The organism is Bariatricus sp. HCP28S3_A4 (assembly GCF_052066395.1).
Lineage (GTDB): Bacteria > Bacillota > Clostridia > Lachnospirales > Lachnospiraceae > Allocoprococcus.
Genome location: NZ_JBQHSE010000006.1, coordinates 76054 through 100007 on the forward strand (window position 1 = coordinate 76054; position 23954 = coordinate 100007).

24 protein-coding genes, 7 tRNA genes and 1 pseudogene are annotated in these 23954 nt (G+C 42.8%); 30 read left to right on the forward strand and 2 right to left on the reverse strand.

Going from position 1 to position 23954, the window contains the following annotated elements:
• Window positions 1–49: 49 nt before the first annotated feature.
• From ACTNBF_RS04895 to ACTNBF_RS04980, 18 genes are all read left to right on the forward strand, one after another.
• The gene (locus ACTNBF_RS04895) at window positions 50–514 is read left to right on the forward strand and encodes a DUF1700 domain-containing protein (RefSeq protein WP_427807801.1); all 465 of its coding nucleotides are present in this window, start codon (window positions 50–52) and stop codon (window positions 512–514) included.
• Between the two features lie 317 nt (window positions 515–831).
• The gene (locus ACTNBF_RS04900) at window positions 832–1014 is read left to right on the forward strand and encodes a hypothetical protein (protein ID WP_427807799.1); all 183 of its coding nucleotides are present in this window, start codon (window positions 832–834) and stop codon (window positions 1012–1014) included.
• Between the two features lie 162 nt (window positions 1015–1176).
• Entirely contained in the window at window positions 1177–2322 is a 1146-nt protein-coding gene (locus ACTNBF_RS04905) for a THUMP domain-containing class I SAM-dependent RNA methyltransferase (RefSeq protein WP_427807797.1), read from the forward strand.
• Window positions 2323–2326: 4 nt separating this feature from the next.
• A complete protein-coding gene (rdgB, locus tag ACTNBF_RS04910; protein ID WP_441088834.1) occupies window positions 2327–2932 on the forward strand; it encodes an RdgB/HAM1 family non-canonical purine NTP pyrophosphatase in 606 nt (201 codons plus the stop codon).
• Complete coding sequence (locus ACTNBF_RS04915) at window positions 2929–3414, forward strand: metallophosphoesterase family protein (RefSeq protein WP_427807793.1); 486 nt, start codon at window positions 2929–2931, stop codon at window positions 3412–3414. Before rdgB ends, ACTNBF_RS04915 begins: the two co-directional genes overlap by 4 nt.
• Window positions 3415–3537: 123 nt before the next feature.
• A tRNA-Pro gene (locus ACTNBF_RS04920) sits at window positions 3538–3612 on the forward strand.
• Between the two features lie 8 nt (window positions 3613–3620).
• Window positions 3621–3691, forward strand: a tRNA-Gly gene (locus tag ACTNBF_RS04925).
• 16 nt (window positions 3692–3707) lie between these two features.
• A tRNA-Arg gene (locus ACTNBF_RS04930) sits at window positions 3708–3781 on the forward strand.
• A 7-nt stretch (window positions 3782–3788) separates the two neighbouring features.
• Window positions 3789–3862, forward strand: a tRNA-His gene (locus ACTNBF_RS04935).
• 70 nt (window positions 3863–3932) lie between these two features.
• A tRNA-Gln gene (locus tag ACTNBF_RS04940) sits at window positions 3933–4004 on the forward strand.
• Between the two features lie 4 nt (window positions 4005–4008).
• A tRNA-Lys gene (locus ACTNBF_RS04945) sits at window positions 4009–4081 on the forward strand.
• Between the two features lie 74 nt (window positions 4082–4155).
• A tRNA-Leu gene (locus ACTNBF_RS04950) sits at window positions 4156–4235 on the forward strand.
• 222 nt (window positions 4236–4457) lie between these two features.
• Entirely contained in the window at window positions 4458–5453 is a 996-nt protein-coding gene (locus ACTNBF_RS04955; RefSeq protein ID WP_427818817.1) for an ABC transporter substrate binding protein, read from the forward strand.
• A 156-nt stretch (window positions 5454–5609) separates the two neighbouring features.
• Window positions 5610–6551: an ABC transporter permease gene (locus ACTNBF_RS04960; RefSeq protein WP_427807790.1), complete on the forward strand. Its 942-nt coding sequence runs from the start codon at window positions 5610–5612 to the stop codon at window positions 6549–6551.
• On the forward strand, window positions 6551–7354 hold the full coding sequence (locus tag ACTNBF_RS04965) for an ABC transporter ATP-binding protein (RefSeq protein ID WP_427807788.1): 804 nt from the start codon (window positions 6551–6553) through the stop codon (window positions 7352–7354). Before ACTNBF_RS04960 ends, ACTNBF_RS04965 begins: the two co-directional genes overlap by 1 nt.
• Before the next feature lie 25 nt (window positions 7355–7379).
• Window positions 7380–8594 (forward strand): glycosyltransferase family 4 protein, encoded by a 1215-nt coding sequence (locus tag ACTNBF_RS04970; RefSeq protein ID WP_427807786.1) that lies wholly within the window; start codon window positions 7380–7382, stop codon window positions 8592–8594.
• Window positions 8595–8741: 147 nt separating this feature from the next.
• A complete protein-coding gene (locus ACTNBF_RS04975) occupies window positions 8742–9425 on the forward strand; it encodes a PHP domain-containing protein (protein ID WP_441017893.1) in 684 nt (227 codons plus the stop codon).
• 142 nt (window positions 9426–9567) lie between these two features.
• On the forward strand, window positions 9568–10506 hold the full coding sequence (locus ACTNBF_RS04980) for a DMT family transporter (RefSeq protein ID WP_427807783.1): 939 nt from the start codon (window positions 9568–9570) through the stop codon (window positions 10504–10506).
• Here the strand turns inward: ACTNBF_RS04980 and ACTNBF_RS04985 are convergent, their stop codons facing one another.
• The gene (locus tag ACTNBF_RS04985) at window positions 10507–10689 is read right to left on the reverse strand and encodes a DUF6472 family protein (RefSeq protein WP_441088835.1); all 183 of its coding nucleotides are present in this window, start codon (window positions 10687–10689) and stop codon (window positions 10507–10509) included.
• A gap of 247 nt (window positions 10690–10936) precedes the next feature.
• Between ACTNBF_RS04985 and ACTNBF_RS04990 the strand changes: the two genes are divergently transcribed.
• From ACTNBF_RS04990 to ACTNBF_RS05005, 4 genes are all read left to right on the forward strand, one after another.
• Window positions 10937–11872 (forward strand): CobW family GTP-binding protein, encoded by a 936-nt coding sequence (locus tag ACTNBF_RS04990; RefSeq protein WP_441088836.1) that lies wholly within the window; start codon window positions 10937–10939, stop codon window positions 11870–11872.
• A 17-nt stretch (window positions 11873–11889) separates the two neighbouring features.
• Window positions 11890–12132 carry a thioredoxin family protein gene (locus ACTNBF_RS04995; RefSeq protein ID WP_427818820.1) on the forward strand — a complete coding sequence of 81 codons (243 nt, stop codon included), beginning with the start codon at window positions 11890–11892 and terminating at the stop codon, window positions 12130–12132.
• A 69-nt stretch (window positions 12133–12201) separates the two neighbouring features.
• A complete protein-coding gene (locus tag ACTNBF_RS05000; protein ID WP_427807775.1) occupies window positions 12202–13146 on the forward strand; it encodes an ROK family glucokinase in 945 nt (314 codons plus the stop codon).
• A gap of 155 nt (window positions 13147–13301) precedes the next feature.
• Window positions 13302–14366, forward strand: a complete 1065-nt coding sequence (locus ACTNBF_RS05005) for a DnaJ C-terminal domain-containing protein (RefSeq protein WP_427807773.1) — start codon at window positions 13302–13304, stop codon at window positions 14364–14366.
• A 49-nt stretch (window positions 14367–14415) separates the two neighbouring features.
• Here ACTNBF_RS05005 and ACTNBF_RS05010 read toward each other — a convergent pair whose 3' ends face one another.
• Window positions 14416–14880 (reverse strand): helix-turn-helix transcriptional regulator, encoded by a 465-nt coding sequence (locus tag ACTNBF_RS05010; protein ID WP_427807771.1) that lies wholly within the window; start codon window positions 14878–14880, stop codon window positions 14416–14418.
• A 36-nt stretch (window positions 14881–14916) separates the two neighbouring features.
• Between ACTNBF_RS05010 and ACTNBF_RS05015 the strand changes: the two genes are divergently transcribed.
• From ACTNBF_RS05015 to ACTNBF_RS05050, 8 genes and pseudogenes are all read left to right on the forward strand, one after another.
• Complete coding sequence (locus tag ACTNBF_RS05015) at window positions 14917–15831, forward strand: carbohydrate ABC transporter permease (protein ID WP_441088837.1); 915 nt, start codon at window positions 14917–14919, stop codon at window positions 15829–15831.
• On the forward strand, window positions 15821–18067 hold the full coding sequence (locus tag ACTNBF_RS05020) for an alpha-galactosidase (RefSeq protein ID WP_441088838.1): 2247 nt from the start codon (window positions 15821–15823) through the stop codon (window positions 18065–18067). The genes ACTNBF_RS05015 and ACTNBF_RS05020 overlap by 11 nt, the downstream gene beginning before the upstream one ends.
• A 121-nt stretch (window positions 18068–18188) precedes the next feature.
• Window positions 18189–18565 (forward strand): annotated as a pseudogene (locus tag ACTNBF_RS05025) (D-lyxose/D-mannose family sugar isomerase).
• 168 nt (window positions 18566–18733) lie between these two features.
• Complete coding sequence (locus tag ACTNBF_RS05030; protein ID WP_441088839.1) at window positions 18734–20524, forward strand: flavin reductase; 1791 nt, start codon at window positions 18734–18736, stop codon at window positions 20522–20524.
• 265 nt (window positions 20525–20789) lie between these two features.
• Entirely contained in the window at window positions 20790–21020 is a 231-nt protein-coding gene (locus tag ACTNBF_RS05035; protein WP_441088840.1) for a hypothetical protein, read from the forward strand.
• Between the two features lie 299 nt (window positions 21021–21319).
• On the forward strand, window positions 21320–21739 hold the full coding sequence (locus ACTNBF_RS05040; RefSeq protein ID WP_427807761.1) for an Hsp20/alpha crystallin family protein: 420 nt from the start codon (window positions 21320–21322) through the stop codon (window positions 21737–21739).
• Window positions 21740–21791: 52 nt separating this feature from the next.
• Entirely contained in the window at window positions 21792–22253 is a 462-nt protein-coding gene (locus ACTNBF_RS05045) for an Hsp20/alpha crystallin family protein (RefSeq protein WP_427807759.1), read from the forward strand.
• A gap of 294 nt (window positions 22254–22547) precedes the next feature.
• Window positions 22548–23939 (forward strand): sodium:proton antiporter, encoded by a 1392-nt coding sequence (locus ACTNBF_RS05050; RefSeq protein WP_441088855.1) that lies wholly within the window; start codon window positions 22548–22550, stop codon window positions 23937–23939.
• Window positions 23940–23954: the final 15 nt, after the last annotated feature.

The window sequence follows — 23954 nt, forward strand, 5'->3', positions numbered from 1 at the left end:
TTGTTTCAGATGGGATAAAGCCAGTTGGAGAGTATAGAGGAGAACAAGGATGAGCAGAACAGAATTTTTGGAAAAATTAAGAGAAGCACTCGATCAGAATGTTTCACCGCATGTGGTACGGGAAAATGTAGAATATTACGGACGATATATCAATGAAGAGATGAGAAAGGGACGAAGCGAACAGGAGATACTGGAAGAATTGGGAGATCCCTGGGTGATTGCGAAGACGATCATTGACTCCGAGGAAGCGAAGAATGGCGGAGAGTATATTTATGAATCGAACAGTGGATATGGGGCAGCCGGTGGGGCCGGAAAGGATTACAGTACGAACCAGGTGAAAGTGTTCCGGTTTGATACATGGTGGAAAAAGCTGTTGCTTGTGCTGGTTGTTGTGGGTATTATCTGCGTTGTCGTTTCGATAATCACCGGATTAGTCAGCCTGATTGCACCAGTTGTGATTCCGATACTGATCATTATGCTACTGATAAAATTGATAAAAGGATCAAAGGAATAGAAGGGTACAATAAAAGACCGATAGGGGAGCTACCGGTCTTTTGAGGGGAGTATAAATAATTAATAAGGGGTTGTAGAAAGTGTTCTCTCTACAGAAATCAGTATAATATAAACTGGTAAAAAAATCAAGCAAAAATTAAAAAATCCTTAAGGTTCGCATAAAAAGGAAATGCCGGGAGATACTATAGTCTGTACCAGATACAAGCAAGTGGTGCTTGTAGCCGGAAAATGTTTATTAAATCAGGCAGGAGGAATATCAAATGGCAAAGAATTATAGCTCATCAGAGAGCAGCACAAACAAAAATTCGTATTCTTCGTATGGAAACGAACAGAGTAGAAATGCATCAGACAGGAATGCATCAAACAGAAACGCGTCAGACAGGAATGGGTCTAACAAAAATGCGTCAGGAAGAAACGCAGCGGACAAAAATGTATCTGACAGAAACAATGCTGGTCAGAACCGGAATGCGGGAAGTGACAAATACTAGAGTACTGCTGTAAAGGCTGGGGATGTGGTGCCGTTAAACAGGCACTGCATCCCCTGATTCTAATATCATATATAGATAAAAACGTCCAAAGGACGTTTTTTTGTTTGCAGGGAAGTGTTGACAAAACAGTATCAGTAAACGTAATATAGAATGGAAGAAAAACTGGAGGATACACATGGAAAAAATGGAGTTGATTGCACCCTGTCATTTTGGACTGGAATCGGTTCTTAAAAGAGAGGTGCTTGATCTGGGGTATGAAATAGCGTCGGTTGATGATGGAAGAGTAAGTTTCTGGGGAGATGCGCAGGCAATCTGCGATGCGAATATTTTTTTGCGCACGGCAGAACGCGTTCTTTTGAAGGTGGGCGCTTTTAAGGCAGAGACGTTTGAAGAATTATTTGATAAGACCAGAGCTCTGCCATGGGAGAGATATATACCGAAAAACGGAAAATTCTGGGTGACAAAAGCAGCGTCTGTTAAGAGTAAGCTATTTAGTCCTTCCGATATCCAGTCCATTATGAAGAAAGCAATGGTGGAAAGGCTGAAGGAATACTATGGGCTGGAATGGTTCCCGGAAGACGGAGCATCTTATCCGATTCGTGTTTTTTTGATGAAAGATGTTGTCACGATCGGAATTGACACTTCGGGTGTATCACTGCATAAGCGAGGATATCGTCAGATGAAAGTGAAGGCACCGATTACAGAGACCTTGGCTGCCGCTCTTATCATGCTTACACCATGGAAGAAAGAGCGGATTCTGGTAGATCCTTTCTGCGGAAGTGGAACATTTCCGATTGAGGCGGCGATGATGGCAGCGAATATGGCTCCGGGGATGAACCGTTCTTTCCTTGCGGAAGAATGGGATAATCTGATTCCCAAAAAGGCCTGGTATGATGCATTGGATGAGGCAAATGATCTGGTAGATGTGAATGTTTCAGTGGATATTCAAGGCTATGATATTGATGCAGAGGCGGTGAAGGCTGCCAGACAGAATGCGAAGGATGCAGGAGTGGATCATTTGATCCATTTTCAGGAGCGAGCGGTGAAGGATCTGAGACATCCGAAAAAATATGGTTTTATTATCACGAACCCGCCCTATGGGGAACGTCTGGAAGAGAAAAAGAACCTTCCGGAGCTTTATCGCGAGTTTGGAGAAAGCTTCCGACTCCTGGATTCGTGGTCGGCGTACATGATTACAAGTTATGAGGACGCAGAACGATACTTTGGACGCAAGGCAGATAAAAACCGGAAAATATATAATGGAATGCTGAAAACGTATTTTTATCAGTTTATGGGACCGAAACCGCCGAAAAGAGGGTAGAGAGATGAAGATTATTTTTGCAACAGGAAATAAGAACAAAATGAAAGAAATCCGTATGATTCTGTCCGATCTGGGAATGGAGATACTTTCCATGAAGGAAGTTGGAATTGATGTGGAGGTTGAAGAAGACGGAAAGACGTTTGAAGAAAATGCAATGATCAAGGCGAAGGCAATCGCAGGCCTGGATAAAGTTAAGAATATGAATGCGATTGTTATGGCGGATGATTCCGGATTGGAGATTGATTATCTGAATAAAGAACCGGGGATTTATTCGGCGCGTTATGCTGGGACAGATACTTCCTATGATATTAAAAACAGTCTTCTCCTTTCAAGGATGAAAGGGGTTCTGGACGAAGAAAGGACGGCCCGGTTTGTCTGTGCGATTGCGGCAGTTTTCCCGGATGGAAGTCATGAAGTTGTGCGTGGAACGATGGAGGGGAAAATTGGATATGAGATTGCAGGGGGAAATGGATTTGGATATGATCCGATTTTCTATCTGCCGGAGTATGGGTGTACCTCAGCGGAGCTTGCTCCCGAGAAAAAAAATGAACTCAGTCACAGAGGAAAAGGACTCCGCATGATGCGTGAGATAATGGAGAAAAAATTATGAAAATTCTGATTGTGAGTGATACACATGGAAGACATTCAGCGTTTGACAAGGCATTAAAAGAAGCGGGAAAGATTGATGCGCTGGTTCATCTTGGCGATACCGAAGGTGGCGAAGATTACATAGAAGCAGTTTGTGGATGCCCGGCATACGTGCTTGCGGGAAATAATGATTTTTTCTCTGATAATCTCAGAGAAATGGAGGTTGTGTTCGGTACTAAAAAAGCGTTTATGACACATGGGCATTATTATTATGTATCATTGGGCCCGGAGCGGATCATCGAAGAGGGGAAAATGAGAAATGCAGATATTGTCATGTTTGGACATACGCATAAGCCGTTTCTGGAAATGATTGACGGCATGATTGTCTTGAATCCGGGAAGCCTTTCTTATCCTCGGCAGGAAGGAAGAAAAGGCAGTTATATTATGATGGAGATCGAACCGGATTGTGATGTGAAATGCGAGATTAAATATCTGGATAAATAACTGTAAAAAATATTGAAAAATAATAAAAATTATTGTTGACAAGCGAGAAAACATATTATATAATAATTCTTGCGTCACGGGTAGTGATGTTGATCGCAAATGATGAATCATGCGAAGTGTTATCGGGGTGTGGCTCAGCTTGGCTAGAGCGCCTGGTTTGGGACCAGGAGGTCGCAGGTTCGAATCCTGTCACCCCGATAGGTTATGCGGGTGTAGTTCAATGGTAGAACACCAGCCTTCCAAGCTGGATACGTGGGTTCGATTCCCATCACCCGCTTGGCTGAATGCCATATGTGTTTGTAGCTCAGTTGGATAGAGCAACGGCCTTCTAAGCCGTGGGTCGGGGGTTCGAATCCCTCCAAGCACGTTTTATGGTGGGTATAGCGCAGTTGGTTAGCGCGCCAGATTGTGGCTCTGGAGGCCCAGGGTTCGAATCCCTGTATCCACCCTTCCATTTATAGAGGGTAAAAAAAGGCAAGCAGAGATGCTGGCATTTTTTTTATTAAATGGGATTTTATTGGGTCATCGCCAAGCGGTAAGGCACAGGACTTTGACTCCTGCATTCGTTGGTTCGAATCCAACTGGCCCAGGTAAGGGCGTGTAGCTCAGTCGGTAGAGCACTTGACTTTTAATCAAGTTGTCCGGGGTTCGAATCCCCGCACGCTCATGAGTCGGAAAGAAATGATTTCCGGATTAATAATCCAGTTCGATTTAGAGGAAAGCGAGTGGATTCAAGATTATGCGGATGTGGCGGAACTGGCAGACGCGCCAGACTTAGGATCTGGTGGGCAACCGTGCAGGTTCGATTCCTGTCATCCGCAGTTTAGTCGTGATTCTTTGAATAGTCAAGGGGTTGCGACTTTTTATTATCTGAAAATAGTTGTTCTCTGGCCATGAGGGCTGACAGTTATAGATGGGGGCCGGCAAAATATCTTGACTAAATCAGTAAAAAGTTGTATAATCAGACACGTGAAAAAATTTAGCGCGTTAAAGTGCGACGGTTTTACTCTGACAAAGTAAGACAAATGACAGGAGGCAATATTATGAAAATGAAGAAAGCATTAGCAGTGTTTCTTGCAACTGTAATGACACTGGCACTTGTTGCATGCGACGGCAAGTCAACGACAAGTGAAGCAGAATCATCAGGAGATTCCGCAAAGGTTTATAAGATTGGTATTTGTCAGCAGTTGGAACATCCGGCATTGGACCAGGCAACACAGGGATTCAAAGATGCCTGTGAAGAAAAGTTTGGTAAAGACAATGTGACCTTTGATGTTCAGAATGGACAGGGCGAGCAGGCTAACTGTGCTACGATTGCAAATAACTTTGTTGCTGATAATGTAGATCTGATTCTTGCAAACGCAACAACAGCACTTCAGTGTGCAGCGGCAGCAACGGACAGTATTCCGATTCTGGGAACATCTGTAACAGACTATGCAACAGCTCTTGATATTAAGGACTGGAGTGGATCTACAGGAATGAACATTTCCGGAACATGCGACCTGGCTCCGATTGATGAACAGGCTAAGATGCTGGTTGAGCTCTTACCGGATGCAAAGACAGTTGGAATTCTTTATTGCTCAGCGGAACCGAACTCTGCATATCAGGCAAAATTATTTACGGAAGCTATGAAAGAAGAAGGAATTGAATGTAAAGAATTTACAGCAGCAGATTCGAATGAGATTCAATCTGTCGTCAATTCAGCAATTTCTGAATGTGATGCACTTTACATTCCAACAGATAATACAATGGCTGGAAATACAGAAGTAATTAATAACATCTGCCTGCCGGCTAAGAAGCCGATCATTGCTGGAGAACAGGGAATCTGTTCAGGGTGCGGTATCGCAACTCTGTCTATCAGCTATTATGATATCGGATACAGAGCTGGTGAGATGGCTTACGAGGTTCTGGTAAATGGCGCTGATATATCAACGATGGAAATTGAAACAGCTCCGGAAGTAACCAAGATGTACAATCCTACGATTTGCGAAGAACTTGGCATCGAGATTCCGGAAGGATACGAAGCAATTGAAGAATAGTTTTTGAGAATAACGGAATCTGATTTCCGGACAGGGCTGCCTCTCTGAACAAGTGGGTTTGGAGGGACAGTCCTTTCTTGGGAAATGGAAATAAATCATTACAAGCTGAATTTCTGTAGATTTTGAGGAAAGGAGGCAAAAAGAAAGGAAGAAGACATGGTAACAACGTATTTTGCATCTCTTGATCCAATGTCTCTTGTGCGTGCACTTCCAGGAAATATTGCGCAGGGAGTCATTTGGGGAATTATGGCACTTGGAGTGTATATTACATACCGGATCCTTGATTTCGCGGATTTGACGGTAGATGGATCCCTTGCAACAGGAGGAGCGGTGGCTGTTATGTTGATCCGCGGCGGCATGGATCCGGCACTGGCACTTGCTTTTGCTTTTCTTGCGGGAATGGCTGCAGGATTTGTTACAGGGATACTGCACACCGTATTCGGAATTCCGGGAATCCTGGCCAGTATTCTGACTCAGATCAGTTTGTATTCGGTCAATCTCGGAATCATGGGTAAATCGAATCAGGCAATCAATGTTATGCAGTATGATCTGGTGGCATCTCTTCGATATGTTACCGGAGAAGGAAGGGGTTATTTCTTTCTGAAATTGCTGATTTGGGCTGTTTTACTGATTGCTGTTATTTACTGGTTCTTTGGGACAGAACTCGGAGCGTCCATCCGTGCAACCGGATGCAACCAGCAGATGGCACGAGCTCAGGGAATCAATACTGGGTTCAACAAAGTTCTGGCACTTATGATCTCCAATGGACTTGTGGGACTCAGCGGTGGAATATATGCTCAGTATCAGGGCGCTGCCGATGTCAATATGGGACGTGGAGCAATCGTAATTGGTCTGGCAGCAGTTATTATCAGCGAAGTACTTTTCGGTAAATTCTGTTCAGGAAAGAAAATCGCATTTGCTTTGACTCTTGGCGCAGTATTTGTTGGTGCAATTATTTATTATATTGTAATCGCCTTTGTACTCTGGCTGAAGATGCCGTCAGATTACATGAAACTGTTCTCTGCAGTTGTAGTTGCATGCTTCCTTGCGATTCCTTACATGAAGGAAAAGTACTTACAGAAACGGAGGACAATGTAATGGGATATTTACTTGAAATTCAGGATATACATAAGACTTTTAACCCGGGAACGATCAATGAGAAGGTGGCGCTTGATGGAGTGAATCTGAATCTGAATCCCGGAGATTTTGTTACTGTTATTGGTGGAAATGGTGCCGGAAAATCCACAACATTGAATGCAATCGCGGGTGTCTGGAGTGTGGATAAAGGGAAGATTATTATCGATGGCGTGGATATTACAAAGCTTTCTGAACATAAACGTGCAATTTATCTCGGAAGAGTGTTCCAAGATCCGATGACTGGTACTGCGGCAACGATGTCGATCGAGGAAAATATGGCAATTGCTGCAAGGCGCGGAGAACGAAGAGGGCTTGGCTGGGGCATTACCAGAAAAGAAAGAGAAAGCTACAAAGAGGCACTTCGTGAGCTGGACCTGGGGCTGGAAGAAAGACTGAATAGTAAAGTGGGACTTCTTTCAGGTGGTCAGAGACAGGCGATTACTTTGTTGATGGCGTCTCTTAAGAAGCCGAAACTACTTCTTCTTGATGAGCATACAGCGGCGCTGGATCCAAAGACGGCAGCGAAAGTGCTTGCTATTTCAGATAAAATCATTCAGGAACATCAGTTGACCGCAATGATGGTCACACATAATATGAAAGATGCTATTGCACATGGAAACAGACTGATCATGATGCATGAAGGTAAGATCATCTACGATGTTTCAGGAGAAGAGAAAAAGAAATTACATGTATCAGATTTGCTGGCTAAGTTCGAAGAAGTAAGTGGCGGCGAATTCGCAAATGATAGAATGATGCTGTCATAAATCGGATGCAGGAGAGAATGATGATATGAGAATATTAAGCGTTACCGCTCAGAAGCCCGATAGTACCGGAAGTGGTATCTATCTGACAGAGCTGGTGAGGGGATTTGAAAAAATGGGACATGAGCAGGCTGTCATAGCCGGAATTGGAAGGAAAGATACGATGCGTTTTCCTGACGGTGTAGAATGCTTTCCGGTATACTTTGAATCTGGCGATCTGCCGTTCCCAATTGCGGGCATGTCAGACGAGATGCCGTATAAAAGCACCAGATATTCTGATATGACGGATGTGATGACAGAGCAGTTTATGAGAACATTTCGCAGTCAGATACGTTATGCAGTGAAGAAATTCAGACCGGATGTAATTTTATGCCATCATTTGTATTTCCTGACAGCAATGGCCAGGGAAATCTGTCCGGGCATCCGGGTATATGGAATTGCGCATGGGTCAGATATCCGGCAGATTAAGAAAAATGCATGGGAGAGAGAATATATTCGGGAACAGATCCGAAAGCTGGATGGTATTTTTGCTTTACATCAGGAGCAGAGCTGGGAAATTTGTGAGTGTTACGGCTGTCATCCGGAGCTGATTGAGGTGGTTGGAACCGGGTATAACAGTGAGATATTCTGCATTGATGAGGAACGTAAGAAACAGAAAAAAGAAGACAAAGTACGAATTATTTTTGCCGGGAAGATTTCTGAGAAAAAGGGAGTAAAAAGTCTGATCCGATCCATGGACAGGGTGGACGAGAAGTTGAAAAAAACAGGAAGAGACGTGGAACTGGTTCTGGCGGGAGGCTATGGAGATGAGGAGGAATTCCGTACGATTCTTAAGGTGGCGGAGGAATGTCCCTGCCAGATAAGATTTCTGGGAAAACTTGCACAAAGAGAACTTGCCGCAGAACTGAATCGAAGCGATATTTTTGTACTGCCTTCGTTCTATGAGGGACTTCCGCTTGTTGTGATTGAGGCACTGGCGTGTGGTCTGCATACAGTGTGTACGGATCTCCCTGGAATTCGGCCGTGGCTGGATAGGAATATACCGGGGAATGGCACTGTTTTTGTAGAACCTCCTTGTATGGTGAATGAAGATGAGCCGTTGGAAGAAGATCTTCCTGAATTTGAAAAAAATCTGGCGGATGCTATTTTGAAAGCGAAGAGTATGCCGCTCCCACAGAAAGAAGGACTGGAAGCAGTGTCGTGGGATGGACTCTGTGAAAGATTGACAGAGTTGATGCGGTAGAAAACTGAATTATAGAGAATATCAATATGTGAAGGAAATATATTGCAAATATCAATTAGCAAGGCTGCATGGTTTCGTGCTAAGATTAGCTTAGTAATTATGCGGAAACAACGAATATTTATTGGCGGTAAATATGGAGGGAACCAGATGTTAATTGATATGCATATGCATGAGATGAGATATTCGGGAGACAGTTTTCTTAAGCTGGAGATTATGGTGGAATTGGCGAAAGCAAGAGGTCTGGATGCAATCTGTATTACAGATCATGATAATATGGGAATCCGGGACTTTGCGGAAGAGTATTCAGAAAAGACGGGTTTTCCGATTTTTACGGGTATTGAATTTTTCTCGCTTCAGGGAGATATTGTGGCAATGGGAATAAAGGAGTATCCCAGGGAAAGAATTCCGGCTCAGGAATTTATTACTATGGTAAAGGAGCAGGGGGGAATGTGCTTTTCTGCACATCCGTTCCGAAATAACAATCGCGGACTGGAAGAGAATCTGAAGTCGGTTCATGGTTTGGACGGAGTAGAAGTGCTGAATGGAAGTACGCTCTATGATGCGAATAAAAAGGCTGCGGAGTACGCCAGAATGCTGGGATTGGCAACGATTGGTTCTAGTGATTGTCATGTACCGGAGAAGTTGGGACTTTATGCGACATTTTTCCCGGAAAAAATTCAGACGGTTGAAGAGCTGGTGAAACAAGTAAAAGAAAGAAAATGCCGTCCGGCTTATTATGCAAACGGCAGTTATCATCTCTGGGATATGGAAAGTCCGATTGACGCGCCGTTTGTAATCCGAGATCAGTCGTCTGTGGCTTGTGCAGGATAGAAAATTTATTTTCGTACATTTTTGCTTTGCGTTGAAAGTCATAGAATTCTGTGGTATGATAAAAAATGAATAGAAAAACGAAGAGAAGCCGGGAGTTTTACTTCCGGCTTTCAAAAATTTTGATGGATAAGGAATGAAAAGCATGATGAAATTAAAAGAAAGTACAATGAGAAAGACATGGGTAGTATGCCTGCTTGCCATGATCTGTTGTCTGTTATGGGGAAGCGCATTTCCATGTATCAAAGTTGGATATAAGTTGTTTCAGGTGGATTCGACTGATACGGCGGCACAAATATTGTTTGCGGGATGCAGATTTACACTGGCAGGGGTGCTCGTGATTCTGTTTGGAGCCGTTCTCCAGAGAACATTCCTGAAGCCGGGAAGAACAGCAATCGCAAAGATCATCAAGATTTCCCTGCTTCAGACGGTACTGCAGTATTTCTTCTTCTACGTGGGGCTTGCACACACAACAGGTGTGAAGGGGTCTATCGTAGAGGCGTCCAATGTGTTTTTGTCGATTCTTGTATCCAGCCTGTTGTTCCGCATGGAGAAACTGGATGCAAAGAAAATAATCGGATGCATGATCGGCTTTGCAGGAGTGGTGATTATTAACTTGAGCGGAAACGATGTGAGTATGAGCTTTAACCTGATGGGGGATGGATTTGTATTTATTTCCGCACTCGCTTATGCGTTTTCCTCAGTGTTGATCAAGAAATATTCTCAGACGGAGAATCCGGTTATGCTAAGCGGATATCAGTTTCTGCTTGGTGGAATCATTATGGTGGCAGGAGCGACTGCGGCGGGAGGCCGTCTTACGGCGGTTAGCGTAAAAGGCGGGATGCTCCTCCTTTATATGGCACTGATTTCGGCAGTCGCTTACACATTGTGGGGAATTCTTCTGAAATATAATCCGGTTTCTAAAGTGTCAATTTTCGGATTTACCAATCCGGTATTCGGAGTAATTCTTTCGGCATTGATTCTGGGAGAAGGAAGTGCGTTTGGAATGAGTGGGGGGATTGCACTGGTTCTGGTATGTGCAGGTATTTTTATTGTAAATTGGACAAAACCGGAAAAAGAATAGTTACATCTGTTTGCGTACGACGCGATATTCATCACCACAACGATAATAAGGACACTGATAGCTGTGGTCTGTCATAAAACGCACCATCTCGTCCTCATCCAGATCCCGGTCACAGGTGTAACATTCATAATCGTCATCATAGATGTAATAAGTGCAGGTATCGCAGCAGCTTGCTTTAGTCATGGATAAATCTCCTTTCAGGTATGCCGTCAGATGGCAGAGTTAAAGAATCATAGTTACTATAAAGATATTACACAGGAAAAAAAGGAAAGTCAATCATGGGCTTTCTTTTTTTCTAATCATATTGAAAAGATTCTATGTATGTGATAAACTAATGTATAGAAATGCTTCAATGTGAGAATGAGAGTATAAGAACAAACTGGCAGGATAATCTGTATAACTAATAAAAAGAAAGGTAGTGTAAAGGAAAATGGGGAAAACAAAATTGTACATTCTGACCGGATTTTTAGGATCCGGGAAAACTACGGTATTGCAGAAAATATTGGAAAAACTGGAAGGAAAACGAACAGGAATCATTCAGAATGAATTGGGTAAGCTGAGTATTGACGGAACCGTTTTAAGAGATGATGATATCAAAATGGTTGAGCTTACGCGCGGATCGATTTTCTGTAGTTGTCTGAAGCTTTCATTCGTACAGGCTTTGACAGAAATGGCAAAGGAAGCGTTTGATTACCTTTTTGTAGAAAGTTCCGGATTTGGAGATCCGTCTAATCTGGAAGAAATTCTGGAGGCGGTAAGAATCACGGCAGGCGGAGATGTGTATGATTTTCAGGGAACCATCTGCCTGGTTGATTGTGTGAATTTTATGGATCAGATTGTTGATCAGGAGACGGTAGATCGTCAGTTGAAACATTGTAACCTGGCGGTTCTTACAAAAACAGACTTGTCGGATGAACAGAAAATCATGGAAATCTGTGGAAAAATTCGGGAAATCAATCCGGTATGTCCGATTGTACAAAGTGAAAATGGTAATTTGAGTCTGGATTTTCTGAATCAAGATCTGCTGAAATATCAGTGGGCAGAGTGTGAAGAGACGACAAATTCTGTTGAAACGAAACCGAAGACACTTTATATGGAATTTGAAGGTGAGGTCGCGAAGGAAAGTCTGGATGAATTCCTCAGAACGATGTCACCGGATGTGCACAGAATCAAAGGATTCTTCCAAGTGCAGGAGGAAGGATGGCAGAAAGTAGATGTTGTTGGAAAGGAAATTGATTATGCACCATATGAACCCCAGGAAAAGTCACAGCTTGTTTTTATTTCTAAGATTGGTACGGCGGTGATCAAGAAGATTTTTGCTGCCTGGGAAGATAAAGTAGGATTACCGATGAAATTGAAGAACTAGAATGCGGGAGGTTGCTTATGAATATTAAAGTGATAGGGAGCGGATGCGACAAATGCGATAAGGTTTATGCATTGGTGCAGGAAGCAGTGGAAGAACTGGCACTGGAAGCAGAGATTGAAAAGGTAGAAGATCTGATTGAAATTGTAAAACTGGGAGTAATGTCTGCGCCGTCCATCATGATAGACGGAAAAGTGGTTATCAGTGGGCAGGTGCCGACGAAAGAAAAAATAAAGAAAATTTTGGAACGTGTGATGTTGTAAAGGCATTGTAAATTCCAGGGTTTTTTTGTATAATGTGAAGAAGAAATATTCAATAGGAGGACAGGGGCTATGAAGAAATATATTTTTGGTGTTGACCTTGGAGGAACGACGGTTAAGATGGGATTATTTTTATCTTCAGGAGAATTGTTACATACCTGGGAGATACCTACCAGAACTGAGAAAGGCGGAAAATATATTCTGGGAGATATAGCGGACTCCGTGATTGAAACCTTAAGAGAAAGAGAAATCAGTAAAGACGATGTGGAAGGAATCGGAATCGGTGTTCCGGGACCGGTAGGAGCAGACGGAACTGTTTTCAAGTGTGTGAATCTTGGATGGGGTGTGTTCAATGTGGCTGACCGTCTGCAGGAATTGACCGGATTGAAAGTGAAAGCGGGCAACGATGCCAATGTTGCAGCTCTGGGTGAGATGTGGCAAGGAGGCGGTAAAGGTTGTCACAGTATTGTCATGATCACACTCGGAACCGGAATCGGAGGAGGAATCATCCTGAATGGAGAGATTCTTTCTGGAACAAACGGAGCAGCCGGTGAAGTGGGACATATTCCGGTTTGGGATGATGAAACAGAAATGTGCGGATGCGGAAAGAGAGGATGCCTGGAACAGTACGGTTCGGCAACGGGTATCGTCCGTGTGGCGAAAAGATATCTTAAGGCGCATGATGAGCCAAGTATTCTTCGGCAATATGATGACTTCACTGCAAAAGAAGTCTGTGATGCTGCGAAAGAGAATGATGCTATAGCGATTGAAATCCTCGATCTGGTGGGCAAAACACTCGGCAAAGCATTGGCGTGTATTTCATGTGTAGTGAATACGGAAGCTTTTGTTATTGGCGGCGGAGTATCAAGGGCAGGAAGTGTACTCTTGGATCCTATCGAAAAATATTTTAAAGAATATGCATTCCATGCATCAAGAGATACCGAATTTAAGCTTGCCACATTAGGAAATAATGCCGGAATCTACGGCGGAGCGAAGATGATTGCGGGGAATGAGTAAATTATAATTTCAGAACTGTATTGAGCAGAGCGGGAACGAATTCTTTTAGAGGAATCGTTCCCTTTTCTAATGAAAAAAATTCAGAATTTTTAATTCTTGTGTTGACTTCCTTGAAAGTGGGTGTTATATTACAAATAGAACAGAGGTGAGTGGATATGGGAACAAAAAGAGATTATTATGAAATACTTGGAATTAATAAAAATGCAGATGCTGCCACGATTAAAAAAGCATATCGTAAACTGGCCAAGAAGTATCATCCAGATACCAATCAGGGAAATAAAGAAGCAGAAATATGTTTCAAGGAAGTCAATGAAGCGTATGATGTGCTAAGTGATCCGGAGAAGAAGAAAGTTTATGACAGATTCGGGCATGCAGGTCTGGATGGAAATACAACTGGTTATAATCCTTATGGCAATGGATTTAATGGAAGCTATAGTGGCTCATACCGTGATCCGAATGGAAATTATCGGGAATACCATTTTGAAGGAAGCAATATGGATGATATTTTCGGAGATGTTTTTGGAGACATGTTCCGAGGAAATACAGGAAGTGGCTTTGGAGGCCAAAGCTTTAGGGGAAATGGAAGCAGATTTTATGAAGGAGGTTTTGGAAGGGGAGGATTCCGTCAGGAGGACTTCCGGCAGAAAGGTGAAGACTACCATGCAGATATTTCTGTCAGCTTTGATGAGGCATTTCACGGGTGTGATAAGATTATTAGTCTGCAGGAACAGGGAACACAAGGTCAAAAAGTACGGTCCCTTCAGATTCATGTTCCTGCAGGAATGGAAGATGGCAAAAGTATTCGCCTGAAAGGAAAGGGTATGCCTGGAAGCGGTGGCGGAGAACCGGGAGACCTACTTCTTAAAGTGCATGTCGGGCAGAAAGCAGGATTTGAACGAAAAGGAGCAGATATTTATACTACAGTCAATATTCCGTTTACAACAGCGGTGTTTGGTGGAGAAGTGACAGTGCCTACCGTGGATGGGCGTGTTGTGTGTAAAATACGGGAAGGAACACAATCGGGAAGCAAGATCCGTCTGAAAGGAAAGGGTGCCGTTTCTATGAAGAATCCAACTGTACATGGTGATCAGTATGTCACGGTGCAGATCCAGGTGCCATCTCCGGGACAACTAAGTCCTGAAGCAAGGCAGAAGCTGCGTGAGTACAGTCAGGCTTTGAGTGGAAGAGAAAAAAGTTGTGGCAGCAGCAGTGCTGCATAGGAGAACCGTCACACGGGCAGGCAATATGATCTGTCAGTGTGACGGTTTGCTATTTTTGATTCAGAAAGCTTTTTCGATATTGGGAAGGAGAAACTCCGACAATGTGCCGGAACATTTTGGAAAAAGCCAGAGCGTCATTATATCCGACGCTTAATGCGATATCCTGAATAGAATCGGTGGTTTCCTCCAGGAATTCTTTTGCTTTGTCCATGCGGTACTGCAATAAATATTCTTTTGGTGCCAGATTCAGATTTTGCTTAAAAATGTTAAATAAATAAGAACGTGTGATTCCGATGTAATCTGCGATATCTGAGATCTGGATATTACGGTTATAGTTAAATTGTATAAATTGCAGAGCATGCTCAAAGTAAGTGCTGCTTGAGTAGTCATACTGAGGTTTTTCCGGTGTTGAAGTGGAGGCTTGTTTTGATTCTGTAAGTAAAGCAAACAGATGAAACAAAGTCCCGCATCTTTTCAATTCGTTGGTAAGCGTCATCTGGTGAGCTTCCAGCATTTCGTATATTAAAGCACTGAATTTTTCCGGGGGAAGATGTCTAAAAAATCGAAGATAATCATTTATGTATTATTGACAGTTGTTGCAATCTACTTTTTGTTCCCTTTCATCTATATGTTCTTTTCTGCATTTAAGACAGAGGCAGAAGCAGTAGCATATCCGCCGAACTTTTTCCCGGAGAACTGGAACTGGGGGAATTTTATTGATGCGTGGAAGGCGCAGCCATTCGGAAAATTCTTTTTGAATTCCTTAACGGTAACCGTACTTTCTGCGGTGGGATCTATGGCTTCAGCAGCCGTAGTTGCTTACGGATTTACCAGATATAACTTTAAAGGTAAAAACATTCTGTTTATGATCCTTTTATCAACGATGATGATTCCGTGGGATGTAACCATGATTCCACAGTACATGGAGTTTAAATGGTTCGGATGGATCAATACGTTGAAACCGCTGATCGTGCCATCATGGTTCGGTTCGGCATACTACATATTCCTGATGCGTCAGTTCCTTGCCGGTATTCCGAGAGATTATGAAGAGGCAGCCAGAATCGACGGGGCCAATGATTTCCAGATTTTTTATAAAATATTCGTGCCAATTATGAAACCATCACTTATACTGGTAGGTGTATTGAATATGATTGCAGCATGGAATGACTATCTGGGACCATTGATTTTCTTACAGGACAGAGATAAATACACTCTGGCTTTGGGACTTGCAGCATTTAAGGGAGTACATTCAGAAAAGATTATTCCTATGTTGTGTATTACGATTATCATAATCATACCGCCAATCATTGTCTTCTTATTTGCGCAAAAATATATTGTTGAGGGAACCAGCGGTTCTAATAAATATTTGGGGGAGATAGTTGAGAGAAGCGGTGAGGGATCATTGCTTCCCTTTGTATCTGATGTGAAGAACGATTTGTTTAAAGGAGTAAAATATGGCAATTAAATTTCATGAATCAACGAAAGAGTTTCATTTATATAATGAACAGATCAGCTATATCATTCGTGTTTTAGAGAATGGACAGCTCGGCCACGTATATTATGGGAAACATATTACCGATAAAGAGGATTTTGGCTATCTGATCGAATATGCGAGAAGGGATATGGCTCCGTATCCGTTCGAAGGAAATAGTACATTTTCTCTGGAACACCTGAAACAAGAATATCCGACTTTTGGTTCGGGAGATACCAGGTATCCGGCATTTGAACTGGAACGGGAAGATGGAAGCCGCACAGTTGACTTCAAATATAAAAAGCATGAGATCTTCAAGGGGAAGAAGGGTATTGAAGGACTTCCGGCTGTCTATGTTGAAAGTGAAGAAGAGGCGGATACGCTGGAAATTGTGCTGGAAGACAAACTGATACACACACAGATTCTGCTGTCATATACCATATTTAAAGACATTCCGGTTATTACAAAGCATGTGCGCTTTTCGTGTGAGCATTCGGAAGGAATCACACTTCTTAATTGTATGAGCGGATGTCTGGATCTCCCGGACAAGGAATATGAAATGGTAGAACTGGCAGGTACATGGTCCAGGGAGCGCCACCCACATACACGGGAACTGAACTATGGAGTACAAAGTGTGTACAGTATGCGTGGGTGCAGCAGCCATCAGTTTAATCCGTTCCTCATGCTGAAGAGAAAGAATGCAGATGAGTTCAGTGGAGAGGTTTTAGGTTTCAGTCTTGTATATAGTGGGGATTTCCTGGCACAGGTAGAGGTCGATAATTTTGATGTGACACGTGTGGTACTCGGAATCCATCCGAATGAATTCCGGTGGGAACTGAAACAGGGGGAAAGCTTTCAGACTCCGGAGATGGTCATGGTTTATTCTGAGAATGGTATGAACGGAATGAGTCAGGTCTATCATGAATTATACCGGACGAGACTTGCGCGCGGCACATGGCGTGATAAGGAAAGACCGATTTTAATTAATAACTGGGAAGCTACGTATTTTGACTTTAACGAAGAGAAAATCCTGGATATTGCAAAAAAAGCAAAAGATATCGGTGTGGAATTATTCGTCCTGGATGACGGATGGTTTGGAAAGAGAAACTGGGATAACTGCTCTCTTGGGGATTGGTATCCGAACCTTGAAAAGCTTCCGAATGGTATAACAGGGCTTGCAAAAAAGATTGAAGAAATGGGCATGAAATTCGGACTCTGGTTTGAACCGGAGATGACGAACAAGGACAGTGACTTATACCGTGAGCATCCGGACTGGCTGCTTGCAGACACAAGAAGACAATACTGCCACAGCAGAAATCAGTATGTGCTTGACTTCTCAAAAAAAGAAGTGGTGGATCACATTCATGCGCAGATGAGAGCGATTCTGAAAGACGCTCCGGTTTCCTATGTGAAATGGGATATGAACCGAGCATTTTCCGAAGTATTTTCTAATGGAAACGGAAGAAGTTGGCAGGGAAAAGTAAGACATAAATATATACTTGGGGTTTATGACTTATATGAACGTCTGACCGGAGAGTTTCCTGAGATTTTGTTTGAATCCTGTGCAAGCGGTGGGGCCAGATTTGACCCGGGTATGTTGTATTACGCTCCGCAGGCGTGGACATCAGACAACACCGATGCGATAGATCGAATTAAAATACAGTATGGAACTTCCTATGTATACCCAATCAGCAGCATAGGCAGCCATGTGTCTGCGGCTCCGAATCATCAGGTATTCCGCGACACACCGCTTGAGACGAGAGCAAATGTGGCATTCTTTGGAACGTTTGGCTACGAACTGGATATCACAAAGCTTCCGGAAGATGAGATTGAAAAGATGCAAGAACAGATTTCCTTTATGAAAGAGCACAGAAAGCTGATTCAGCAAGGAGTATTTACACGCCTTGAGAGTCCGTTTGAAGGAAATAATTCAGCTTGGCAGGTTGCTTCTGAGAAGAAAGATGAAGTGCTGATGGCTTATTTCAGACTGTTGGAACCGGCACAGGGAAAATTCGAAAGAATCTATATGAAAGGGCTGGAAGAAACTGCAAAATATTCTGTTCAGGAATGCTTTGGTGCACATATGGATTGCGGAGTGCATTATGGAGATGAATTGATGTACGCGGGCCTTAGTGTATCGGATTGTTCTGCAGGAATTCCAATGCTTGCAAGGGAGCAGCAGGGAGATTATTTTTCACGACTCTTCTATCTGAAGAAAGTGGAAGAATAAATAAAAAGTATCGAAGATGAAAAGGGGAGCGCTGTGCAGTGGCTTTGGGGAGCCGGTGATCAGGTTCTGCTTCGTTTCGAGGACCTTGACACGGCAGCTGACATATATCTGAATGATCAGCATCTCAAAAGATTCTTATAAGCTTCGGATTGACAACCCGAAGCTGTGGTGGTGTAATGGATTTGAAATTCCAACATTTTGTAAATGGACACCGGCAGACTGGGCGGATAAAGGCGCAGAATACAATGAGATTCGTGACAATATGCTGGGATGGGATATCACGGATTACGGCCTGGGCAAATTTGACGAAGTCGGATTTTTGTTGATCACGATCCGGAATGGAAATCTGAAAATGGATAAGTACACGAAAACATACGCTGAAAAACTTCTGACGATGAGAATGACAACCGGTTCTATGAAATGATCGGAAGATTTCCGGAGATAGAAGAAGATGAAGAGCCATACCGTCTGCTTTGTACGGAGTACCCTAAAGCATAGATAATCAGAGTATGTCAGAACTTCTATATGCTGCATTTTGCATAGGGTGCGGAGAACAGACGTTTCGTGTATTCAAAAAAATTCAACATAATAAGACATAGGACTAGTCATTACACTCATGATTTGATACAATACCTTATAGCAAACAGCGAAAAGGAGAGGACGATAATGGAGATTACAAACGACATTAAATATGTAGGTGTCAATGATCATGAAATTGACCTGTTTGAAGGTCAGTATGATGTTCCGAACGGCATGGCATACAATTCCTATGTTATTGTGGATGAAAAAGTAGCCGTTATGGATACCGTAGATGCAAGATTTCAGCATGAATGGCTGGATCAGATCGGTGCTTTACTGGGAGACCGTAAGCCGGATTATCTGATCATTCAGCATATGGAACCGGATCATTCCGCAAATATTGCGAATTTCATGGATATCTACAAAGATACAAAGATCGTGTCCAGTGTGAAAGCTTTTGCAATGATGAAACAGTTTTTCGGAACCGATTTCGCAGATAGACAGATCGTGATCAAAGAAGGGGATACGCTGGAACTCGGAAAGCATACCCTGGCATTTGTTGCGGCACCGATGGTTCACTGGCCGGAAGTCATGGTAACTTATGATACCTGTGACAAAGTGCTGTTCTCCGCAGACGGATTCGGTAAATTCGGCGCTCTGGATGTAGAAGAGGACTGGGCATGCGAAGCTCGTCGTTATTATATCGGAATCGTAGGAAAATACGGCGCTCAGGTACAAAATCTGCTGAAGAAAGCGGCAGGGCTGGATATTCAGACGATCTGCCCGCTGCACGGACCGATTTTGAAAGAAAATCTGGGATATTACCTTGGACTTTACAACACATGGTCTTCCTACGAAGCAGAATCCGAAGGAATTGTGATCGTTTATACTTCCGTATATGGCAATACGAAGAAAGCTGTAAATGCATTGGCAGATAAGCTTCGTGCAAAAGGATGCCCGAAAGTAGAACTGCATGACCTTGCCCGCACGGATATGGCTGAAGCTGTAGAAGATGCATTCCGCTACAACAAGCTGGTACTTGCCACTACGACTTATAACGCAGACATTTTCCCGTTCATGCGCGAATTTATCAATCATCTGACCGAACGCAATTATCAGAAGAGAACGGTGGCATTTATCGAAAACGGCTCCTGGGCTCCGATGGCTACAAAGGTTATGAAAGGCATGCTGGAAAAGAGTAAAAATCTGACCTATACAGAGAATACAGTACGTATCATGTCAGCACTGAATGAAGAGAGCAGTGAACAGCTGGAAAAATTGGCCGATGAGCTTTGTGTAGACTATATTGCACAAAATACAGAGACAGCGAATAAAAATGATCTGTCTGCACTTTTCAACATCGGATACGGGTTGTATGTGATTACATCCAACGATGGAAAGAAGGATAATGGTCTGATCGTAAATACAGTATCTCAGGTTACAAATACTCCGAACCGAGTTGCTGTAACGATCAATAAGGCAAATTACTCTCATCATGTGATCAAACAGACAGGAATCATGAATCTGAACTGCCTGTCTACGGAAGCACCGTTCCGTGTATTTGAGAGATATGGTTTCCAGAGCGGAAGAACGGTTGATAAATTCGAAGGCGTTGAAACACTTCGCTCTGATAATGGACTGGTATTCCTGCCGAAATACATTAATTCATTCATGTCGTTAAAGGTAGAACAGTATATAGATCTGGATACACATGGAATGTTCATCTGCAGTATTACAGAATCCCGTGTGATCTCTAATGTAGAAACGATGACCTATACTTACTATCAGAATTATGTAAAACCGAAACCACAGACCGAAGGAAAGAAAGGATTTGTCTGCAAGATCTGCGGTTATATCTATGAAGGCGATGAACTGCCGGAAGACTTTATCTGCCCGCTGTGCAAGCATGGAGTGGCGGATTTTGAGCCGATTGCGTAGAGGAAGATGTGTGGTTGTGCGTAACACGCAATAAGAATATTGAATCAGAAGATGCCCTGAAATGCCGAAACTGAACGGTGTTTTGGGGCATCTTTTATGTTGATTTAGAACAGTAAGGAATTGTATTTCGTATTTCCTTATGTTAGAATACAGACAAAGCATTTAGTTCTATTTGTCTAAGCGAAAAGTGTCTGATTTTATCTCATACATCAGAATTTTTTAGAAATCTCAATGCTTGCAGATATTTATGCGAACATTACGAAAAATGCGAATCTGTACGGGACACAATGAAGAATTGATGAATATGCGCCAGACCCGCGCGGAGGGGTATGAGGATGGCGAAGCCGCTGGAATGATAAAGGGCGAAGCGATTGGAAGGCAGCAGATTAATCAGTTGAATATTCTTCTTGAAGAGCAGAATCGGACGGTAGATATCATAAAAGCAGCAAATGATCCGGAGTATCAGAAGAAATTATTGGAAGAATTTTCACTATAAGGAGTTATAAGCGAGTTCTGAATTTAGAAGAAAAGATAATTAGAAAATAAAGAATAGAAACAGTCATTGCAGAATATTGGACGCTGTATTTCAATTCCTGCAATGGCTGTTTTTGATTCTGAGGAGAGAAAAAAATTTAAAAAAAATTAGCACTCACCTATTGACAGTGCTAACAATAAGTGTTATATTACAACTAGAACAAGGGAAGAGGAAAAATAAAAGAACAGAAACTGAATCTCGAAGTTCAAATCTACAAACAATATAACATACATATATATTTTAAGAAGGAGCGATGTTTTATGTTAATGCCTAGTATTTTTAGAAACGATGTATTTGATAACTTTTTTGAGGATCCATTCGGAAGTTACGGGGCAACGGATTTGATGAGTACAGATATCCAGGATAAGGATGGCGCATATGAGATTACGATGAATATCCCGGGTGCGAAGAAAGAAGATGTACAGGCAGAACTGAAAGATGGTTACCTTACCATTCATGCTTCGGTAAATGCGAAGAGAGATGACAAAGATGAGAAAGGACATTACATCCGCAGGGAAAGATATTCAGGAACCGGAAGCAGAAGTTTCTTTGTAGGAGATGATGTGACGGAAGAAGATATCAAAGCAAAATTCGAAGACGGAACACTGAAGATGATAATCCCGAAGAAAGAAGCCAAACCTGCCGTTGAGACAAAAAGGTTTATTTCGATTGAAGGATAATGGATAACAGATAACAATAGAATATTAATTGAATCGAATGGAGGAATGACTTATGATGACACCGAGTATTTTTGGAAATGACTTTTTTGATGATTTTTGGAGTTTCCCGTTTTATAATGACAAAGATGTAAAGAGAATGGAAAAGAAAGCCTATGGGCGTGGCGCTAAAAATATCATGAAAACGGATATCAGAGAGCATGATACAGGATATACGATTGAAGTGGAGCTTCCGGGCTTTAAGAAAGATGAAGTAAAGGTATCGCTGGAAGATGGATACCTTACGATCAATGCTGCGAAGATGCAGGAGGAGAATGAGAAGGATAAAGCGACCGGAAAATACATCCGTCAGGAACGTTTCTCCGGAGCTTGCCAAAGAAGCTTCTATGTAGGTGAAGATCTGACGGAGGAAGATATTAAAGGAGAATTTAAGCATGGCATTTTGAAACTGGAGATTCCGAAAAAGGAAGCAAAGCCCGTAGTAGAGACGAAAAAGTATATCACGATTGAAGGATAATTTTTTAGGACTCTCTTATATCAGTGAAATAAAGGAGCACGCTGCAGACTTTATCGTCGGCAGCGTGCTTTTTCTGAGCATTTAGCTGTTTATAAAAACCGATAAATGGAAAAAATTAGTGAATCTGACGATGTATTATTTACTCTTCGTGTGCTATATTAGGAGTGCCCCAAAGGGCGGTCATTGTATGAGAATACTTTGAGAAAATGAGTCAGGGAGGGTGTTAGCTTGAAAAAACGATATTATTTTATGACTACTTTGTTCACTCTTATTTTAGTCAACCTAGCAAGTCCAATGGCGGTATTGGCAGCGGATCATGCTGTAAAAAAGGCAGAGGCAATCGTTCCGCCGCTTTGGATGTGTATTCCGTTTGCCGGACTTCTTCTTTGTATTGCAGTTATGCCACTGATCAAACCGGCGTGGTGGGAGAAACATCAGCCGTGGGCCGTGATTTTGTGGTCTGTTCTTTTTGTGATACCTTATGCGGTTGTATATGGGATGGGGACTGCCGCAGAAACAGTTCTGGAATGTATCATCGGGGATTATTTAACATTTATTGTGCTTTTGTTCGGACTTTTCTGTGTGGCTGGTAATATTACGATGGAAGGAGACCTTGCAGGTTCGCCCAGAGTGAATGTGATATTACTTGCACTTGGAACCGTTTTGTCAAGTCTGATCGGAACGACGGGAGCAAGTATGCTGATGGTGCGCCCGGTCATAAAGATGAACTCGTGGCGTAAGAAGAGAGCACATATCATGGTGTTTTTCATTTTCCTGGTGTCCAATATCGGAGGGTGTCTGACACCGGTGGGAGATCCGCCGCTTTTGATGGGATTTTCCAGAGGAGTGCCGTTTTTTTGGAGCCTGCATCTGTTCCCGATTTTACTCTTTAATATGGCAGTATTATTAACAGTATTTTATTGGATCGATCGTCGTGCGTATTGCAGGGATATTGCTTCAGGGCGGATGCCGGATATCAGCAGACCGGGCACAAAGATTACGATCAAAGGTCTGCATAATATTATTTTTCTTGTGATGATCGTTGCAGCTGTTATACTGAGTGGCGTGTTGCCAGAGCTCCCGCTTTTCCGGGATGCGTCGGGAAATGTAAAAGGAATTCCTGTGTTTGGAAGTGTCACACTGACCTGGCCTGCGATAATCGAAATGGCGATCATTCTTCTGGCAGCATTTCTGTCATTTAAAACGACGGATCAAGAAGTGCGGAAGAAAAACCATTTCACATGGGGAGCAATTCAGGAAGTTGCGGTGCTTTTTATTGGCATATTTATCACGATGCAGCCGGCGCTTATGATTCTTAAGAGTATGGGGGCGAGTCTGGGGCTTACCAAACCGATGGAAATGTTCTGGGTGACCGGTGCGCTTTCCAGTTTTCTGGATAACACGCCGACCTATCTTGTGTTCCTTACAACGGCAGGCGTTATGGGATTCACAAAAGGAATTGCGACTACACTGGGAACGGTTCCGGTGAAAATGCTGACGGCGATTTCCTGCGGCGCGGTATTTATGGGAGCGAACACATACATTGGAAATGCTCCGAACTTTATGGTGAAATCCATTTCAGAAGAAAATGGTATTCGTATGCCGTCATTTTTCCATTATCTGTTATGGTCTGTTTGTGTATTGGTTCCGGTGTTCCTGCTGGATACACTCGTGTTTTTTAGATAGGGAGGGGAAGAGTAT

Excerpts from the sequence above, each read along its gene's own strand:
- ACTNBF_RS05035 (WP_441088840.1), top strand. The coding sequence starts at position 20,790 with ATGCGAATCTGTACGGGACACAATGAAGAATTGATGAATATGCGCCAG.
- ACTNBF_RS04995 (WP_427818820.1), top strand. The coding sequence starts at position 11,890 with ATGAATATTAAAGTGATAGGGAGCGGATGCGACAAATGCGATAAGGTT.
- ACTNBF_RS04990 (WP_441088836.1), top strand. The coding sequence starts at position 10,937 with ATGGGGAAAACAAAATTGTACATTCTGACCGGATTTTTAGGATCCGGG.
- ACTNBF_RS04955 (WP_427818817.1), top strand. The coding sequence starts at position 4,458 with ATGAAAATGAAGAAAGCATTAGCAGTGTTTCTTGCAACTGTAATGACA.
- ACTNBF_RS04970 (WP_427807786.1), top strand. The coding sequence starts at position 7,380 with ATGAGAATATTAAGCGTTACCGCTCAGAAGCCCGATAGTACCGGAAGT.
- ACTNBF_RS04975 (WP_441017893.1), top strand. The coding sequence starts at position 8,742 with ATGTTAATTGATATGCATATGCATGAGATGAGATATTCGGGAGACAGT.
- rdgB (WP_441088834.1), top strand. The coding sequence starts at position 2,327 with ATGAAGATTATTTTTGCAACAGGAAATAAGAACAAAATGAAAGAAATC.
- ACTNBF_RS04915 (WP_427807793.1), top strand. The coding sequence starts at position 2,929 with ATGAAAATTCTGATTGTGAGTGATACACATGGAAGACATTCAGCGTTT.
- ACTNBF_RS05020 (WP_441088838.1), top strand. The coding sequence starts at position 15,821 with ATGGCAATTAAATTTCATGAATCAACGAAAGAGTTTCATTTATATAAT.
- ACTNBF_RS04960 (WP_427807790.1), top strand. The coding sequence starts at position 5,610 with ATGGTAACAACGTATTTTGCATCTCTTGATCCAATGTCTCTTGTGCGT.
- ACTNBF_RS05000 (WP_427807775.1), top strand. The coding sequence starts at position 12,202 with ATGAAGAAATATATTTTTGGTGTTGACCTTGGAGGAACGACGGTTAAG.
- ACTNBF_RS05050 (WP_441088855.1), top strand. The coding sequence starts at position 22,548 with ATGGCGGTATTGGCAGCGGATCATGCTGTAAAAAAGGCAGAGGCAATC.
- ACTNBF_RS05005 (WP_427807773.1), top strand. The coding sequence starts at position 13,302 with ATGGGAACAAAAAGAGATTATTATGAAATACTTGGAATTAATAAAAAT.
- ACTNBF_RS04900 (WP_427807799.1), top strand. The coding sequence starts at position 832 with ATGGAAACGAACAGAGTAGAAATGCATCAGACAGGAATGCATCAAACA.
- ACTNBF_RS04905 (WP_427807797.1), top strand. The coding sequence starts at position 1,177 with ATGGAAAAAATGGAGTTGATTGCACCCTGTCATTTTGGACTGGAATCG.
- ACTNBF_RS05030 (WP_441088839.1), top strand. The coding sequence starts at position 18,734 with ATGGAGATTACAAACGACATTAAATATGTAGGTGTCAATGATCATGAA.
- ACTNBF_RS05045 (WP_427807759.1), top strand. The coding sequence starts at position 21,792 with ATGATGACACCGAGTATTTTTGGAAATGACTTTTTTGATGATTTTTGG.
- ACTNBF_RS04980 (WP_427807783.1), top strand. The coding sequence starts at position 9,568 with ATGATGAAATTAAAAGAAAGTACAATGAGAAAGACATGGGTAGTATGC.
- ACTNBF_RS05010 (WP_427807771.1), bottom strand. The coding sequence starts at position 14,880 with ATGCTGGAAGCTCACCAGATGACGCTTACCAACGAATTGAAAAGATGC.
- ACTNBF_RS04895 (WP_427807801.1), top strand. The coding sequence starts at position 50 with ATGAGCAGAACAGAATTTTTGGAAAAATTAAGAGAAGCACTCGATCAG.
- ACTNBF_RS05040 (WP_427807761.1), top strand. The coding sequence starts at position 21,320 with ATGTTAATGCCTAGTATTTTTAGAAACGATGTATTTGATAACTTTTTT.
- ACTNBF_RS04985 (WP_441088835.1), bottom strand. The coding sequence starts at position 10,689 with ATGACTAAAGCAAGCTGCTGCGATACCTGCACTTATTACATCTATGAT.
- ACTNBF_RS04965 (WP_427807788.1), top strand. The coding sequence starts at position 6,551 with ATGGGATATTTACTTGAAATTCAGGATATACATAAGACTTTTAACCCG.
- ACTNBF_RS05015 (WP_441088837.1), top strand. The coding sequence starts at position 14,917 with ATGTCTAAAAAATCGAAGATAATCATTTATGTATTATTGACAGTTGTT.